Annotated in this window: 13 protein-coding genes and 2 tRNA genes; 5 read left to right on the forward strand and 10 right to left on the reverse strand. The window is 60.9% G+C overall.

Features of this window, described 5'->3' with window-relative positions:
• Nucleotides 1-89: 89 nt before the first annotated feature.
• The 4 genes from B1781_RS17270 (at nucleotide 90) to B1781_RS17285 (ending at nucleotide 4,269) form a co-directional block, all read left to right on the forward strand.
• A complete protein-coding gene (locus B1781_RS17270) occupies nucleotides 90-539 on the forward strand; it encodes a hypothetical protein (RefSeq protein ID WP_078120852.1) in 450 nt (149 codons plus the stop codon).
• Nucleotides 540-583: 44 nt separating this feature from the next.
• Nucleotides 584-1,981 carry an ankyrin repeat domain-containing protein gene (locus B1781_RS17275; RefSeq protein WP_078120853.1) on the forward strand — a complete coding sequence of 466 codons (1,398 nt, stop codon included), beginning with the start codon at nucleotides 584-586 and terminating at the stop codon, nucleotides 1,979-1,981.
• A 274-nt stretch (nucleotides 1,982-2,255) separates the two neighbouring features.
• Nucleotides 2,256-2,741, forward strand: a complete 486-nt coding sequence (locus B1781_RS17280) for a DUF192 domain-containing protein (protein ID WP_125932150.1) — start codon at nucleotides 2,256-2,258, stop codon at nucleotides 2,739-2,741.
• A gap of 133 nt (nucleotides 2,742-2,874) precedes the next feature.
• On the forward strand, nucleotides 2,875-4,269 hold the full coding sequence (locus B1781_RS17285) for an MBL fold metallo-hydrolase RNA specificity domain-containing protein (protein WP_078120855.1): 1,395 nt from the start codon (nucleotides 2,875-2,877) through the stop codon (nucleotides 4,267-4,269).
• A 369-nt stretch (nucleotides 4,270-4,638) separates the two neighbouring features.
• Here the strand turns inward: B1781_RS17285 and B1781_RS17290 are convergent.
• From B1781_RS17290 to B1781_RS17330, 9 genes are all read right to left on the reverse strand, one after another.
• Nucleotides 4,639-4,715, reverse strand: a tRNA-Arg gene (locus B1781_RS17290).
• A gap of 63 nt (nucleotides 4,716-4,778) precedes the next feature.
• Nucleotides 4,779-4,871: transfer RNA gene (locus B1781_RS17295), tRNA-Ser, on the reverse strand.
• Between the two features lie 428 nt (nucleotides 4,872-5,299).
• Complete coding sequence (csrA, locus tag B1781_RS17300; RefSeq protein ID WP_078120856.1) at nucleotides 5,300-5,482, reverse strand: carbon storage regulator CsrA; 183 nt, start codon at nucleotides 5,480-5,482, stop codon at nucleotides 5,300-5,302.
• Nucleotides 5,483-5,637: 155 nt separating this feature from the next.
• Nucleotides 5,638-6,867, reverse strand: a complete 1,230-nt coding sequence (locus B1781_RS17305) for an aspartate kinase (protein ID WP_078120857.1) — start codon at nucleotides 6,865-6,867, stop codon at nucleotides 5,638-5,640.
• A gap of 89 nt (nucleotides 6,868-6,956) precedes the next feature.
• Entirely contained in the window at nucleotides 6,957-9,584 is a 2,628-nt protein-coding gene (alaS, locus tag B1781_RS17310; protein ID WP_078120858.1) for an alanine--tRNA ligase, read from the reverse strand.
• Between the two features lie 193 nt (nucleotides 9,585-9,777).
• A complete protein-coding gene (locus tag B1781_RS17315) occupies nucleotides 9,778-10,248 on the reverse strand; it encodes a regulatory protein RecX (protein WP_078120859.1) in 471 nt (156 codons plus the stop codon).
• A complete protein-coding gene (gene recA, locus B1781_RS17320) occupies nucleotides 10,245-11,288 on the reverse strand; it encodes a recombinase RecA (RefSeq protein WP_078120860.1) in 1,044 nt (347 codons plus the stop codon). The genes B1781_RS17315 and recA overlap by 4 nt, the downstream gene beginning before the upstream one ends.
• A gap of 90 nt (nucleotides 11,289-11,378) precedes the next feature.
• A complete protein-coding gene (gene thpR, locus B1781_RS17325) occupies nucleotides 11,379-11,900 on the reverse strand; it encodes an RNA 2',3'-cyclic phosphodiesterase (RefSeq protein ID WP_078120861.1) in 522 nt (173 codons plus the stop codon).
• Nucleotides 11,897-12,373: a CinA family protein gene (locus B1781_RS17330; protein WP_078120862.1), complete on the reverse strand. Its 477-nt coding sequence runs from the start codon at nucleotides 12,371-12,373 to the stop codon at nucleotides 11,897-11,899. Before B1781_RS17330 ends, thpR begins: the two co-directional genes overlap by 4 nt.
• Before the next feature lie 81 nt (nucleotides 12,374-12,454).
• Here B1781_RS17330 and B1781_RS17335 point away from each other — a divergent pair, with 81 nt between their 5' ends.
• Nucleotides 12,455-12,736, forward strand: a complete 282-nt coding sequence (locus B1781_RS17335) for a cupin domain-containing protein (protein WP_078122116.1) — start codon at nucleotides 12,455-12,457, stop codon at nucleotides 12,734-12,736.
• A 78-nt stretch (nucleotides 12,737-12,814) separates the two neighbouring features.
• Here the strand turns inward: B1781_RS17335 and B1781_RS17340 are convergent, their stop codons facing one another.
• Nucleotides 12,815-15,427, reverse strand: coding sequence for a glycosyltransferase (locus tag B1781_RS17340; protein ID WP_078120863.1), 2,613 nt, complete (start codon nucleotides 15,425-15,427; stop codon nucleotides 12,815-12,817).
• Nucleotides 15,428-15,447 lie beyond the last annotated feature (20 nt).

A 15,447-nucleotide genomic window follows, 5' to 3' on the forward strand; every position in this document is an offset into this window, starting at 1 on the left:
CCCGCCGTTCGAACACCATCACACCCTGCGGGATGCCTCTCGCCTACCCTTTTAAGAGTCATCCCCAGCAAGACACCGAAGTACTCATCATGAAAACGAACACCACGATGCTGACCGCGCTGCTAGCGCTGCTGTTGGCGACTCCGTGCCTGGCAGCCGATACATCGACTCCGGCCGGCGGCGGGTCGCCCGCGGCAGGCGGAAAAGGCCCTGGCTCGGGTCACGATTACCGACGCAATGTCGGCGGTCCCGGCCGCAACGCCGGCGACAACGTACAAGCACAAGATCAGACAGCACCCCCTGCCGCACCACCTATGCCGGCCCCACCAACGGTCGCGCCGGGGCTAGGCTATCCCTACCCGGCTTGGCAACCGCAGTTCGGAGGCCCCTACCCGGCACCCTACGGCTACATGACGCCATGGCATCGGCAGGGCTACGGCTACCCCGGCTATCGTGGCCGCGGCGGCAGTGGTTATCCGGGACATCGGCAATACGGTAATCCGCCGGGATATCCACCGAATCCGTCCAGCGATCAATAGGTCGTTTCCCACACTCACCCTATCGACTCAAACCAGCAACCACCATGCGACTGAACCCGTTTGCAACCTCGACAACCTCTCTGCATACCGCCATCCAAGGTGTGCTTGCCACTGTGCTCATCGTCTCGCTGTCTGCGGCAATGGCCGACATCGAACCGGCGGACGCTGCACAGCGCGCGTTGCGCGATGCTGCGCGCACTGGAGACTTGCCGACGGTGGAACGACTGCTCGCCACGGATGATTCGTCACCACTCTCGGCGACCGGTCAACGCACGGCGTTGATGGAGGCATCCGCCAACGGGCATCTTGATATCGTCGAGCGTCTGCTTGCCGCCGGGGCCAAGGTCGATGCGCGTGATCGGCAGAACAAGACCGCGTTGATCTACGCCATCGGTGCCGGCCACGATGGCGTCGTCGATGCCCTGCTTCAGGCCAATGCGAATGCCGGTATCGCCGATAAAACCGGTAAGAACGCGCTGCATTGGGCAACATTGAGAGGCCGGATCAACGCAGCACGCCTGCTGTTGAAAAGCGGCATGCATGCCGATGCAGTAGATAACAGCGGTATCACTCCCTTGCTGCTTGCCGCCGGGCGAGGCGACAGTGCAATGCTGGAGCTTCTGATCTCCCATGGCGCCGATCTGGACGCGATCCCGGATGCGGCCGGATACAATGCGCTGATGCTGTCGGCCGCACGAGGCGATACGGAGTGCGTCACGCTGTTACTGAAACAGGGAGCAGACGTTAACCGCGTCGCCAGAGACAAGTCCACCGCGCTATTGGTCGCAGCGGCGGAACACCACTTCGGGATTGCGAAGCAACTACTCGAACATCAGGCCGATGCCAACGCCGTCGACAAGAAGGGCTGGCAGCCGTTGTTCTATGCCGTCCGGCAGGGCAATACCGATTTCCTCGGGGCACTCCTCAAACACGGTGCAAACGTCAACGGTGCCGATCGCTACGGCATTACCCCGCTGATGATCGCCGCGGGCATGGGGCGGGTTGATCTGATTACGTCGCTTCTCGACGCAGGCGCCAAGGTCGATGCCGTGGATGGACGGCGCGGATTCACCCCCTTGATGGGTGCAGTCTGGACCAACCAGCTTGCCGCGGCGGAACTCTTGATCTCGCGTGGTGCGCCGATCGATCAACACGATCAGAAAGGCAACACTGCGCTGTTCTGGGCCGCCAATCGCGGCTGGGCCCCGCTTGCCGCACGTTTGATCGCGCTGGGCGCCGACGTGAACTCAGTCAGCGACAACGGCGTCACACCACTGATCATTGCTGCTGCCGCCGGCCATACCGATGTGGTCAACACCTTGTTGGAAACCGGCGCAGACCCTACAAAACTCGATGCCAATGGCAACAGTGCGTTGGACTGGGCAAAGAAACGCAATCATGCGGCGATCGCTGAACAACTGACTGCAGCACCGCCAAGCTGACGAGCCGAATGCTATCGCGCCGGCATTCGCGCAATCATCACTGGAACCTGGCGTAAACCGACGACCCTATCGTTCAGCGCGCCCCATGTGGCACCAACTAGCGTTCGATCTTCGCTCTATCGCATGGCCGGCAGCATAGTATTTTCATCGGTCGACCACGTCAGTGATTTTTGGCCTCAACCGCCCGTTGGCGATAGACTGGCCTTCGTTCGACCACCGCCCGATAAGCGCACCGTCGCTCGAGCCCGGCCATGCGCATGTCTATCGAAAAACCATGAATCCACGAAACACACGACGCCACTGGGCTGCTTGGTTCCTTGTCGTGGCGGCCATGTTGCTGGCAACGGGTGCCAGGTATTGGTTTCATTCCACCGACAGTCCATTGCCGAAAGCGAATGTTCGGGTCAACGATGTTCCGATCGTGGTCGAAATCGCACGTAGCGCCACCGCACGCGAACAGGGCCTGAAACATCGAACCGACCTGGCTTCAGGAACCGGGATGCTGTTCGTGTACCCGGAACCGGGCATACTCAGGTTCTGGATGCGCGACACACCCGTTGACCTGGATATCGGGTTCTTCGATCTGGACGGTCGGCTCATCAACATACGTCGTATGCAGGCGCTGGATGATCGCACCTTCCACGAGTCAGATCGGCCTGCGCTGTATGCGCTCGAAGTTCCACGAGGCTGGTTTGCCGAACATGCAATCTCGCCGGGCGCCGAACTCACACTGCCTGTTCAACATGCGCCGACCGACTGACTCTCGCATTTCGCTTGTCGCTACCTGCACTCGGTGAGACGATAGCCGTACACCCAAAGCACGCCACCGCGTGTCGCGTGTGTTGTTCGTATTGGGGCGTGCGCGATCCTTTCGGTAGAACGGGAGGCAAAACATGAAATTGGCGTTTCACGGCGCCGATCAAGGCGTCACTGGCTCCTGCCACCTGGTCGAATGTGCGGGCAAGCGGATTCTGGTCGATTGCGGGCTCTACCAAGGTGGCCGCGAACTCGAAGAAGATAATCACGAGCCCCTGGGGTTCGACCCATCATCCATCGACTACCTGCTACTTACTCACGCGCACCTCGATCATTGTGGCCGCATACCTTTATTGACCGAACGCGGTTTTCGCGGCGAAATCGTCACCACCGCGGCCACACGCGAACTCGCCAAGCTGGTCATGCTCGACGCAGCCCACCTGCAGGAAGAGGACGCGGAACGCAAAAACCGCCGGGCATCACGTCACGGTGGCAACAAGAAGAAAGTCGCGCCGCTGTACACAACACTCGACACGCTCAACAGCCTGGACTATTTCGGACGCACCGCAAGCTACGGCGATCCGATACCGCTCGCTGACGGCGTTCGTGCAACTTTCATTGATGCGGGCCACATCCTGGGTTCGGCCAGCGTCCTGCTGGAGTTCGACAGCAAAGGTTCACAGCGGCGGGTATTGTTCTCAGGCGACCTCGGCTACAGCGGCCGGCCCATTTTGCGCGACCCGGCGCCGCGACCACCGGCAGACTTTGTCGTCATGGAAACAACCTACGGCGATCGCGATCACAAGGCGCTGCAGCCATCGATCGATGAGTTGTACGCCGCCATCCGCAACACCTTGGACCGGGGCGGCAACGTCATCATTCCCACCTTCGCCCTGGAGCGCGCCCAGGAACTGCTGTTTTGCCTGCGCGAAGGCGTCGAAGGGGGACAGCTACCGAAACACATACAGGTGTTTCTCGACTCACCGATGGCAATCTCGGCAACCCAGATCTTTCGCCACCATCCCGAGTGCTATGACGCCGAAGCGAAGGAGATGTTCAGCGAGGGTCGTGACCCCTTTGACCTGCCGGGGCTACATTTCACGCGTGAAACGTCGCAATCAATGGCATTGAACCGGATCGACGGTGGCGCGGTCATCCTCGCCGGGTCGGGAATGTGTACCGGTGGACGGGTACGGCATCACCTCAAGCACAACCTGTGGCGACGCGACAGCAGCGTGATCTTCGTCGGCTATGCAGCGCGCGGTACCTTGGCACGACGCATCATCGACGGCGCACAGACGGTGCGCGTGTTCCACGAAGAGATGCCGGTCAATGCGCAGATACACACCATCGGTGGATTTTCCGCGCATGCAGACCGCGACGAGTTGCTGGCGTGGTGGCAATCAGCACCCAAGCCCGACAAGACATTCCTGGTACACGGTGAACCGGAAGCCATGCAGCGCTTTGCCGAGGCGTTGCCCGACAATGCGGACGTCGTCATGCCAGAACGCCATGATGAATTGCATGTTTGAGTGGCGGCTTTGATTCGCGGTCGATATGCCGTTATTGCTGCACAGCAAAGCAAAAGGCCCGGCGATTAGCTGAGCCTTTTCGGTATGGCGCGCATGGAAGGATTACCGGCCTGCGGCCGTTCTGCGCGCCGCCGGCGCTTGTCGAACACCATTTTGATGTCGGAGGTTCGAATCTCGGACCCCGTAGAAAGGCAAAAGGCCCAGCGATGAGCTGAGCCTTTTAGGTATGGCGCGCATGGAAGGATTATCGGCCTACGGCCGTTCTGCGCTCCGCCGGCGCTTGTCGAACACCATTTTGATGTCGGAGGTTCGAATCTCGGACCCCGTAGAAAGGCAAAAGGCCCAGCGATGAGCTGAGCCTTTTAGGTATGGCGCGCATGGAAGGATTCGAACCTCCGACCGCCTGGTTCGTAGCCAGGTACTCTATCCAGCTGAGCTACATGCGCAATTTCGAGGCGCGGATATTGCGTGTTTTTAGCACGAATGTCAATCAGTCCGCGCCCGGAATATGGCGGAGAGAGAGGGATTCGAACCCTCGATGGAGCTATTAACCCCATACTCCCTTAGCAGGGGAGCGCCTTCAGCCACTCGGCCATCTCTCCAAATCTGTGCTCGGCGCTCCAATGGTCCTGCGGACCATGTCAGGGAGCGCGATTATTCGGGACTTTGTCCCTCAGCCCTTCGGGGCCGTCGCCAGAGGCGACGTTCTGCGACAGCCGTTGGCTGTCTTGTCAGCCACTCGGCCATCTCTCCAAATCTGTGCTCGGCGCTCCAATGGTCCTGCGGACCATGTCGGGGAGCGCGATTATTCGGGACTTCGTCCCTCACCCCTTCGGGCCCGTCGCCGGGTCAATCCGACATCGGCAAGCCGCGCTATTTTAAGGGCAAAGCAACACCTTGCAACCTCGCGACAACCCGAGATTGTCAATCGGGTGATGCTCCAGGACCAACATCGCTGCTGGCCCTGGAGCATGCACCGGGCAAGACGCCCGCAATCAGTTAGGCACTAAAACTTTATAAACCCGACGTATCAGTCGTCGGCTTGTCCGTTTTCGCGTTTGATACGGTCGTAAATCTCTTCGCGATGCACCGACACGTCGCGCGGTGCATTGACGCCGATCCGTACCTGGTTACCTTTCACGCCCAGCACCGTGACTGTAACCTCGTCGCCAATCATAAGGGTCTCACCGACCCTCCTCGTCAGAATCAACATGGATCCACTCCTTTGCCACTCACCAGCGGGATCACCATGATCCTTGGGCCGCGCTGAAAGTGCTTGTTTGCCAACCTTGCCCCGTTTGTAGTTATGGATCAGGGGCGCAGCAAGTTTAGCAACATCCTTGCGCCAGAAGAAGGCAAAACGTTGATTCAGGTGACAGATTCCTCAGCAAGATCAAATGCCTCGTGCAGAGATCGCACACCCAACTCGAGGTATTTCTGGTCGACCACTACCGAAATTTTTATTTCGGAGGTGGAAATCATCTGAATATTGATACCTTCCTTGGAGAGGGCCTCGAACATCTTGCTCGCGATGCCGGCATGTGAGCGCATGCCGACGCCGACCAGCGAGATTTTGACGATCTTGTCGTCGCCGACCACTTCACGCGCGCCCAGTTCGGCCGATTCCTTTTGCAGAATTCCCATCGCCTTGGCGTAGTCGGTGCGGTTTACCGTGAAGGTGAAATCGGTCGTACCGTCATTCGCGATATTCTGCACGATCATATCGACCTCGACATTGGCTTCGCCGATCGGGCCGAGAATCTTGTACGCAACACCGGGTTGATCGGGCACACCGCGGATGGTCAGCTTGGCTTCGTCGCGGTTGAACGCGATCCCGGCGATTTTGGCTGCTTCCACGCCGTCTTCCTCCAAAGTTATCAGTGTGCCCTCACCGCCTTCCTCGAAACTGGAAAGGACCCGCAGGGGCACGTTGTATTTGCCGGCGAATTCCACCGAGCGAATCTGCAATACCTTCGACCCTAAGCTCGCCATTTCGAGCATCTCTTCGAAGGTGATGCGATCGAGCTTGCGCGCCTTGGGCTCGACGCGCGGGTCGGTCGTGTACACGCCATCGACGTCGGTAAAAATCTGGCACTCATCGGCCTTGAGCGCGGCTGCCATTGCAACCGCGGTGGTGTCCGATCCACCACGACCCAGGGTCGTGATATCGCCTTTTTCGTCGACACCCTGGAACCCGGCAACGACGACCACGCGACCGGCCTTGATGTCGGCGCACACGCGGGCATGATCGATATCCATGATGCGCGCCTTCGAATGCGCACTGTCGGTCAGGATGTGGACCTGGGCCCCGGTGTACGAGCGCGCATCGCAACCGATCTCATGCAGGGCCAAGCACAGCAAGGCGATCGTCACCTGCTCGCCTGTCGACACCAGCACATCCATCTCGCGTGCGCTCGGCGTACCGCTGATCTCGCCGGCCAGGCCGATCAATCGATTGGTTTCACCCGACATTGCCGACACCACGACGACCACGTCTTCGCCGCGATCGCGGTGTTTCTTCACGCGCGCAGCAACATTCTGGATACGTTCGACCGTGCCTACCGAGGTGCCACCGTACTTCTGGACGATCAGCGTCATGACGCTCTGAAATCCCGTTGGGTTGTAGTTGATCGGCGGGCCTGAAAGGCCCGCGAAAACGCGCGATTTAACAACATTTTCGCCCTGACTTAAAGCTTTTCGGCCGCCCAGGCCTGGGCGGCCTCGAGCGCTGCCGGCACCCCACTGGGGTCGGAGCCACCGGCCTGCGCCATGTCCGGCCGACCGCCGCCTTTGCCGCCCACCTTTTCCGCGGCCAGCTTTACCAGGTCGCCCGCCTTGCAGCGGTCGGTCAGGTCTTTGGTGACCCCGGCGATCAGGTTGACTTTTTCGCCGTTCACCGCGATCAGCAGGACTACGGCGCTGCCGAGCTTGTTCTTGAGCTGATCAAGGGTGTCGCGCAACGACTTCGGATCCGCACCTTCGAGGCTCGCGGCAAGCACCTTCGCACCATTGACGTCGACCGCCTGCGATGCAAGGTCCGACCCGGCAGCCGAGGCCAGCTTGGACTTGAGTTGGTCGAGTTCTTTCTCGAGCTTTTTATTGCGCTCGAGCAGCTTGCCCAGCTTGTCCTCGAGCTCATCTTTGCCCGCATTCACCATGCCGCCGATGCGCAGCAGACGCTCTTCGTCCGCCTCGATCCATTCGACAGCGCGCCCGCCGGTGACCGCCTCGATACGCCGCACGCCCGATGCGATGCCGGTCTCCATCGTGATCTTGAACAGGCCGATGTCACCGAGCGCCTTGACGTGCGTGCCACCACACAGCTCGGTCGAGAAATCCCCCATGCGCAACACGCGCACCTGCTCGTCGTACTTCTCGCCGAACAGCGCCATGGCACCCGAGGCCTTGGCGTCGTCGATCGCCATAATGCGCGTCTCGACCATGTGGTTCATACGAATCTGCTGGTTGACCAAGCGTTCGATCTCGATCAGCTGCTCACGCGTTACCGGCTCATAGTGCGAGAAGTCGAAACGCAGACGATCGGCCTCGACCAACGAGCCTTTCTGACCGACATGCTCACCGAGCACCTTGCGCAGTGCTGCATGCAGCAAATGCGTTGCCGAGTGATTTAGCGCGGTGGCGCTGCGTCGGTCGCAATCGACCTCGGCGACCACGCTGTCGCCAACGTGCAATTCGCCACTCTTGAGCTCGCCGATATGCGCAAACACGGTGCCGGCGTGCTTGCGGGTATCGGTAACGGCGAACTCGGCGCTACCGGAGACCTTCAGATAGCCGACATCGCCAGCCTGGCCGCCGGACTCTGCATAGAAAGGGGTGCGATCGAGCACGACCATACCGTTCTGCCCGGCGTCGAGCTGATCGGCGGACTGGCCGTCCTTGAACAAGGCGATCACCGTCGCCGAGTCCTGCAGGCGTTCGTAGCCGGTAAAATCCGTCTCACCCTCAACATCGAACTCGGCGACCTCGGTCACGCCGAACTGGCTGGCCGCACGCGCGCGGTCACGCTGCGCCGCCATCTCCCTGTCGAAACCCTCCTGGTCGATCTCCATACCACGCTCGCGCGCAATGTCGGCGGTCAGATCGGTTGGGAATCCGTAGGTGTCGTATAGCTTGAACACGACCTCGCCCGGGATCACCTTGCTGTCCATTCCCTGGATCGCGTCGTCGAGGATGCGCATGCCCTGCTCGATCGTTTCGGCAAAACGCTCTTCCTCAACCCTGAGCACGCGCGCAACCACTTCTTTCGAACGGCGCAGCTCGGGATAGGCATCGCCCATCTCTTTGTCGAGCGCCTCGACCAGGGTATAGAAGAACGGCTGTTGCTGTCCGAGCTGGTAGCCGTGGCGGATGGCGCGCCGAACAATCCGACGCAACACATAGCCGCGCCCTTCGTTGCCCGGGGTCACGCCGTCGACCACGAGGAAGGCGCAGGAGCGGATGTGGTCTGCGATAACGCGCAGCGATTTCGATGACAGGTCGGTCGTGTTGGTCGCCTCGGCCGCCGCCTTGATCAGCGATTCGAACAGATCGATTTCATAGTTCGAGTGCACATGCTGCATGACAGCCGCGAGACGTTCCAGACCCATGCCGGTATCCACCGAGGGTTTGGGCAGTGGCGTCATTTCACCGTCGGCGTCACGGTTGAATTGCATGAACACCAGGTTCCAGATCTCGATGTAGCGGTCGCCGTCTTCCTCCGGGGTGCCGGGCGGGCCGCCCCACACCTCGGGGCCGTGGTCGTAGAAGATCTCCGAGCAGGGACCGCAGGGTCCGGTATCGCCCATCGACCAGAAATTGTCGCTCTCATGTGGTTTGCCGCCCGGCTTGTCGCCGATGCGGGTGAAACGCGATGGATCGACGCCGATCTCATCGAGCCAGATCGAGGCAGCCTCGTCATCGTCGAGATAGACCGTGACCCAGAGTTTCTCGGCGGGCAGCCCCATGACGCTGGTCAGAAACTCCCAGGCGTACTGGATGGCTTCGCGCTTGAAATAGTCGCCGAAGCTGAAATTGCCGAGCATCTCGAAAAAGGTGTGATGACGCGCGGTGTAGCCGACGTTTTCGAGATCATTGTGCTTGCCGCCGGCACGCACACAACGCTGCGACGTGGTCGCGCGTACATAGCTGCGCTTTTCCTTGCCCAGGAACACATCCTTGAACTGGACCATGCCGGCGTTGGTGAACAGCAGGGTCGGATCGTTGCCGGGCACCAGCGGACTCGACTCGACGATGGCGTGGTCCTTGCCGGCGAAATAGTTCAGGAATGCGGAGCGAATATCAGCGCTGGTTTTCATACAGGAGTGGGTATCGGATAGCGAAACAGAAATGGTATGCAGGTTGGGCGAAAAAGTCACCCGAGGATTGCTGTCAAAACCACGAGATTTCAGTCAATTAGCTCCCACACGGAAGCCATGCACCCGATCGGGGCAAACAGGGAGTGAACGAAACAGATAGGAGGAGCGGCTCAGCCTGCAGATTCGAGGTGGATCAGAACGCCTTGACGTCGTCGAGGTAGCGGCGGATCAGACTGACGGGAAAACCACGTTGTTCGAGAAACCGGCCGCGTTTGCTCAGCGCCCGCATATCCTCGGCCGGTGCGTCGCCGAACTTACGATGCGCCACGTCGGCCAGCAATTCCGTCCAGCGATCACCGGCTGCTTCGAGCCAACATTCGGCCAGCGCCCCCTCGATACCACGCTCGGCAAGCTCGGCGCGAATCCGAACCGGGCCGTAACCCTTGCGGGTTCGCTGGGCGACATACGATTCGGCGAACCGTTCGTCATCGAGCAGACGGCGACCGGTCAGGTCGTCGAGAACCGCATCGACGAGCGCGCCGTCAGGATGACGCGCCACCAGCTTGCGGCGCAACTCGTAGCGGCTGTGTTCACGGCTGGCGAGCAGTTTGACAGCCGTCAGCTCGACGGCTGTCGCATCGTCCTGCTCGACGACATCGCTCATGCGTCGTCTTCGGCCGCCGGCTTTTCGGCGGCGTCAGGCTCTGGCACGGATTCCGGAATCAGCGCCGCACGGATCTGGGTCTCGACATGGCGCGCGATATCCGGGTTCTCTTTCAGGAAGTTGCGCACGTTCTCTTTACCCTGGCCGATGCGGTCGCCGTTGTAGCTGTACCAAGCACCCGACTTCTCGATCAGACCCTGGGCGACGCCGAGCTCGATAATCTCGCCTTCGCGCGATACGCCCTCGCCGTACAGGATCTCGAACGTCGCCTGACGGAACGGCGGCGCGACCTTGTTTTTGACCACCTTGACGCGGGTTTCGTTACCGACCACCTCGTCGCCCTTCTTGATCGCGCCGGTACGGCGGATATCCAGACGAACCGACGAGTAGAACTTGAGCGCATTACCGCCGGTGGTGGTCTCGGGGTTACCGAACATCACGCCGATCTTCATGCGGATCTGGTTGATGAAGATAACGACCGTGTTCGAACGCTTGATGTTGCCGGTGAGCTTACGCAATGCCTGCGACATCAGACGCGCCTGCAGACCGACGTGCGAGTCGCCCATGTCGCCTTCAATCTCGGCCTTCGGCGTCAACGCCGCCACCGAGTCGACCACGACGACATCGACCGCGCCCGAACGCACCAGCATGTCGGTGATCTCCAGCGCCTGCTCACCGGTATCCGGCTGCGAGACCAGCAGTTCGTCCATGTCCACGCCGAGCTTTTCGGCATAAACGGGATCGAGTGCGTGCTCGGCGTCGACGAACGCACAGGTGCCGCCGGTTTTCTGTGCCTCGGCGACGATGTGCAGGGTCATGGTCGTTTTACCCGACGATTCCGGACCGAAGATTTCGATCACCCGCCCCTTGGGTACGCCGCCTACGCCGAGCGCCAGGTCGAGGCTCAATGAGCCGGTCGACACGACCTCGATATTGCGTATGGCATTGGCATCGCCCATGCGCATGACTGAGCCTTTACCAAACTGCTTCTCAATCTGAGTGAGCGCGGCAGCCAACGCCTTTTTGCGGTTATCGTCCATTCCCTAATCCCCCGGTAGCAGATTCAACGTGGTTGGCGACAGTGTAGTTCGTTCTCTTTTTGTTTTCTAGTGGATTTTTTCAATCGACACTCAATGCAGCGCCCATTGGCCGACCGGGTGATACATCGGCGCCCTGCCCGGCCGGGATTCGACCAGGGCGAGCTGGCTGACCGGCCAGGCCAGCGGCGCCAGCGGCTCAGTCGCAGGTCGCTCGTGCACCCGGCGCGCCAACGTGACGTGGGCGCGAAAAGGTCGCTCGTCGGTTGCAAAACCGAGCCCGTGCAGGCCTTCACCCAAGGCCAGCTGCAGGTTCAGCAGCTCGGCCGGAGGCGACGTCGGCCCGGCCCACAGCACCTGTGGCTTGGGCCAGTAGCCGATCTCGTCGAGCAACAGGCCGAACGGCGTTTTGCCAACGGATTCACCCAGATCCAGCAGCTCGTCGATCCGATCGGGTTCGACCTGACCGAGAAAATGCAGCGTCATATGCAGATCGGCCCGGTGCTGCCAGCGCACATCGGCGGGCAGGTTATAGGTCTGCCAGTGAAACAACGCCAGGCGCGTCGCATCGTCCGGCCACAGGGCGAAGAACAGGCGACGTGTCTGGTCGCTCATGTCACCCTGTCCAGCAATCCCTGAAGGGCCGCGTCGATCGTCGCGGCGCGCACCTGCGCACGGTCACCGGGAAACAGATGATCCACGGCGACGACCTCATCGGCGGTCGCCCACGCCAGCCATACGGTGCCGACCGGCTTCTGCGGCGTCCCGCCGCCCGGACCGGCGATACCACTGACGGCCACCGTGAGTTGCGCATGACTCCGCTGCAGAGCACCGGCAGCCATCTCGATCACCGTTTCACGACTGACCGCGCCGAACGCAGCCAGCGTTTCGGCGGCGACCCCCAGCATCTCCTGTTTGGCCTGGTTGCTGTAGGTCACGAAGCCGCGATCGAACCAGGCACTCGAACCCGCCACGTCGGTAAGCGCCGCGGCGATGCCGCCACCGGTACATGACTCGGCGCACGCAATCTGCCAACCGCGTTGCAGCAGACGTTCGGCCAAGCTGTTGATCGTTGCGGTCCGTTCCATTCAATGCCCTTGGCTGCGTTCGGGTAAACTTGCCCGCCATAACGGGCTGTCGATGACAGCATAAACGAACAGGAATGCATGATGAGCAACGATCAGATCTTAGTCGAGCGCAATCCCTCGCCGATGAAACTCGAAGTGCTGGGCGTCTACGATTGGCCGATCTGGCGCAAAGAGGCCTCGACCTTTCCGTGGACCTATCAGCAACAGGAAACCTGCTACATCCTGCGCGGCAAGTTCACGGTGACGCCCGAAGGCGGCGAACCGCAGAGCTTCAAGCGCGGCGACCTGATCACCTTTCCGCAGGGCATGAGCTGCACCTGGGAGATCACCGAAGACGTCGAGAAGCACTACGACTTCCAGTAAGCAAGGCGCGTAACCCGGGGCGCCATGGCCAACCGGGCGCCGTAGTACGGCGCCGGTATCAGGCAATCCCTGGGTCAGCTATTGTGCAGACGACTGGTGCGACAGCGCGCGCATCCGTCCGACCAACCAGCCGGGCAGCTTCGGCGCTGCGCTGATCAACGACATTAATGCGGCAGCGGCGTACGGGATGCTCTGCACGACCATCATCAGCGCCCAGATGCGGACGTCGAGCATATCGCCATCGGGACGCTGCAGCGCCGCATAGGCACCGAGCCACAACGCCGTCAGAAACATCAGTTCTTCGCGCGCATCGAGCAGGGCACGCAGCAGACTATGTGCATCCGCGTTCTTCGGCGTACGGAAGAAGCCGATCTTGCGGGTAATGAACCCGGTGAGCATCGCCCGCGCGATCGTGTGCGACAACGCGAGCCCGGCCAGTCCGGCCGCGATACTCTGACGGAAACCCGCCTGCACGCGGTGTCGATACAGGAAGAACATCTTCGACACCTTGAACAGAAACAGCGCGAGCGGCATCACCGCAAAGATCACGTGCGGCGGCGCGAAATGCTCGGGCGCCACGATCATGCCGACCGTCCAGCCGATTGCCGCCAGGTTAAAGGCCAGGTTGAAGCCATCGGCCAACCACGGCAACCACCCTGCGATGAAGTGGTAGCGCTGCCCGGCGGTCAGCTTGGTCTTGCTCAACCCCAGCAACGACGACAGGTGATCGCGCATGATCAAGACCGCACCGTAGGCCCAACGGAAACGCTGTTTCTTGAAGTCGAGGAAGGTGTCGGGCATCAGGCCCTTGCCATAGCTGTGCGGAATATAGGTGGCGGCGTAACCGCGCTCGAAGATGCGCAGACCCAGCTCGGCATCTTCGGTAATGCACCACTCAGCCCAGCCGTCGACCTCTTCGAGCACCTTGCGGCGAACCATGGTCATGGTGCCGTGCTGGATGATGGCGTTGCGTTCATTGCGCGTGACCATGCCGATGTGGAAGAACCCCTGGTACTCGGCCTGGCACATCGCCTTGAACGCGTTCTCGTGGCCGTCGCGGTAGTCCTGCGGGGCCTGCACGATGGCCATCTTCGGGTCGGAAAACATCGGCACCAGCTCGCGCAGCCAGTTCTCTTCGACCAAGTAGTCGCTGTCGATAACGGCGATCACCTCGGCATCGGGCGCCGTCTCGCGCATCGCGAAGTTCAGCGCACCAGCCTTGAAACCGGCCAGCGGCGCGACGTGGAAGAAACGGAAACGCTCACCGAGTTTTTCGCAATGCGCCTTGACCGGCTCCCACACCGCCGGATCCTTGGTGTTGTTGTCGATAACCAACACCTCGTAGTCCGGGTAGTTGAGCGCGGCCAGCGCGTCCAGCGTTTCGATCAGCATGTCCGGCGGTTCGTTGTAGGCCGGCACATGCACCGACACCTTCGGCAGCTCGGCATCCGACACCACCAGCGGCTCGGGCGAGCGCCGCCAACGTTTCAGCCACAAGGCCTCGGCCCACTCGTGCGCCTCGGCCAACAACACGACAATAACCCCGATCACGGCGACGAACAGCATGATGCCGACACCCAGCATCAATGGCGTCAGGTACTGCTGGGTGAAGTCGTACAGCAACCACACGACGAACGTAGTGATGGCGTAGACAATCAATGCCAGGAAGCCGCGCCCGCCGGGCGAAAGCCCCCCACTGTCGCGGAACAGCAGCGCCAGCACCAGGATCGACAGGCCGATACTGATGGCCGCGAGATTGGTCCAGTTCGGCACCGGCACGACCGGCGCGGTGAACGCGAACTTCGGCTCGCGGTCGACGTTGTAGATCCCCCAATGGCTGCCCGCCTCGCCCTCTATCTCGCGCTTCCACGGCTGATCGAAGGCCTCCATGATGTAATAGGTGATATTTTCGCGTTCCGCCTCGGCCAGGAAGCGTCGCAGGAACTTCGCTTGGTTGGCATGGCTCGGCACTGCCACACCGAGCGTGCGACCGTTGCTCGGCCAGCCCACCTCGGAGATTACGATCTCCTTGTCGGGAAACTGCTCCTGCAGCTTGTGATAGTTCTCGAGCACATAGTCCACCGCCCCCTCGATCGGAATATCCTTTTCCCAATAGGGCAGCAGATGGACTGCAATGAAGTCGACTTCCTGGGCGAGCTCGGGATTCTGCTGCCAGATGTGAGGCGGCTCGGCGGTGCTTACCGGGGCCCAGACCGATTTCTTGATGCGACGGATGTGTTGAATCATCTCGTCGACCGTCTGCTCGGTACGGAACACCACCTCGTTACCGACGAACACGCGAACCACCTGCTTGTGGTTCTCGCGGAACACCTTGATCAGCTGCTTGATTTCTTCTTCATTGCGTTTTTCGTTATTGGAGATCCAGGCTCCGAGCGCGACGTTCAGACCATGCACGCCGGCGAGCCGGGGCACCTCGGCCATGGTCGACTCAACGGTGTAGGTGCGCACGGCATGCGCATCGCCGGCCAACAACGCCAGATCTTCATCGATGCTGGCGATGTCGGGGTATTCGCGTCGGATCGGGCTTTGCTCGCCGCGCATGGGCGAGAAAGAGAAGCCTTCAACTTTGGCTGGCCACGGCGGCTCAATATCGGGGCGGTTGACTATGCCCCACAACACCACTGTCAGGATGCCCATCAGGAGGGTGATCAGCAGGCTGGCACGGTTCATCGACGAATTCTCGACTGCAA

It is taken from the genome of Thiosocius teredinicola, assembly GCF_002009425.1.
Lineage (GTDB): Bacteria > Pseudomonadota > Gammaproteobacteria > Chromatiales > Chromatiaceae > Thiosocius > Thiosocius teredinicola.

Bases quoted from the DNA above. Each gene is read 5' to 3' on its own strand.
- B1781_RS17270 (WP_078120852.1), top strand. From the start codon at position 90: ATGAAAACGAACACCACGATGCTGACCGCGCTGCTAGCGCTGCTGTTG.
- B1781_RS17275 (WP_078120853.1), top strand. From the start codon at position 584: ATGCGACTGAACCCGTTTGCAACCTCGACAACCTCTCTGCATACCGCC.
- B1781_RS17280 (WP_125932150.1), top strand. From the start codon at position 2,256: ATGAATCCACGAAACACACGACGCCACTGGGCTGCTTGGTTCCTTGTC.
- B1781_RS17285 (WP_078120855.1), top strand. From the start codon at position 2,875: ATGAAATTGGCGTTTCACGGCGCCGATCAAGGCGTCACTGGCTCCTGC.
- csrA (WP_078120856.1), bottom strand. From the start codon at position 5,482: ATGTTGATTCTGACGAGGAGGGTCGGTGAGACCCTTATGATTGGCGAC.
- B1781_RS17305 (WP_078120857.1), bottom strand. From the start codon at position 6,867: ATGACGCTGATCGTCCAGAAGTACGGTGGCACCTCGGTAGGCACGGTC.
- alaS (WP_078120858.1), bottom strand. From the start codon at position 9,584: ATGAAAACCAGCGCTGATATTCGCTCCGCATTCCTGAACTATTTCGCC.
- B1781_RS17315 (WP_078120859.1), bottom strand. From the start codon at position 10,248: ATGAGCGATGTCGTCGAGCAGGACGATGCGACAGCCGTCGAGCTGACG.
- recA (WP_078120860.1), bottom strand. From the start codon at position 11,288: ATGGACGATAACCGCAAAAAGGCGTTGGCTGCCGCGCTCACTCAGATT.
- thpR (WP_078120861.1), bottom strand. From the start codon at position 11,900: ATGAGCGACCAGACACGTCGCCTGTTCTTCGCCCTGTGGCCGGACGAT.
- B1781_RS17330 (WP_078120862.1), bottom strand. From the start codon at position 12,373: ATGGAACGGACCGCAACGATCAACAGCTTGGCCGAACGTCTGCTGCAA.
- B1781_RS17335 (WP_078122116.1), top strand. From the start codon at position 12,455: ATGAGCAACGATCAGATCTTAGTCGAGCGCAATCCCTCGCCGATGAAA.
- B1781_RS17340 (WP_078120863.1), bottom strand. From the start codon at position 15,427: ATGAACCGTGCCAGCCTGCTGATCACCCTCCTGATGGGCATCCTGACA.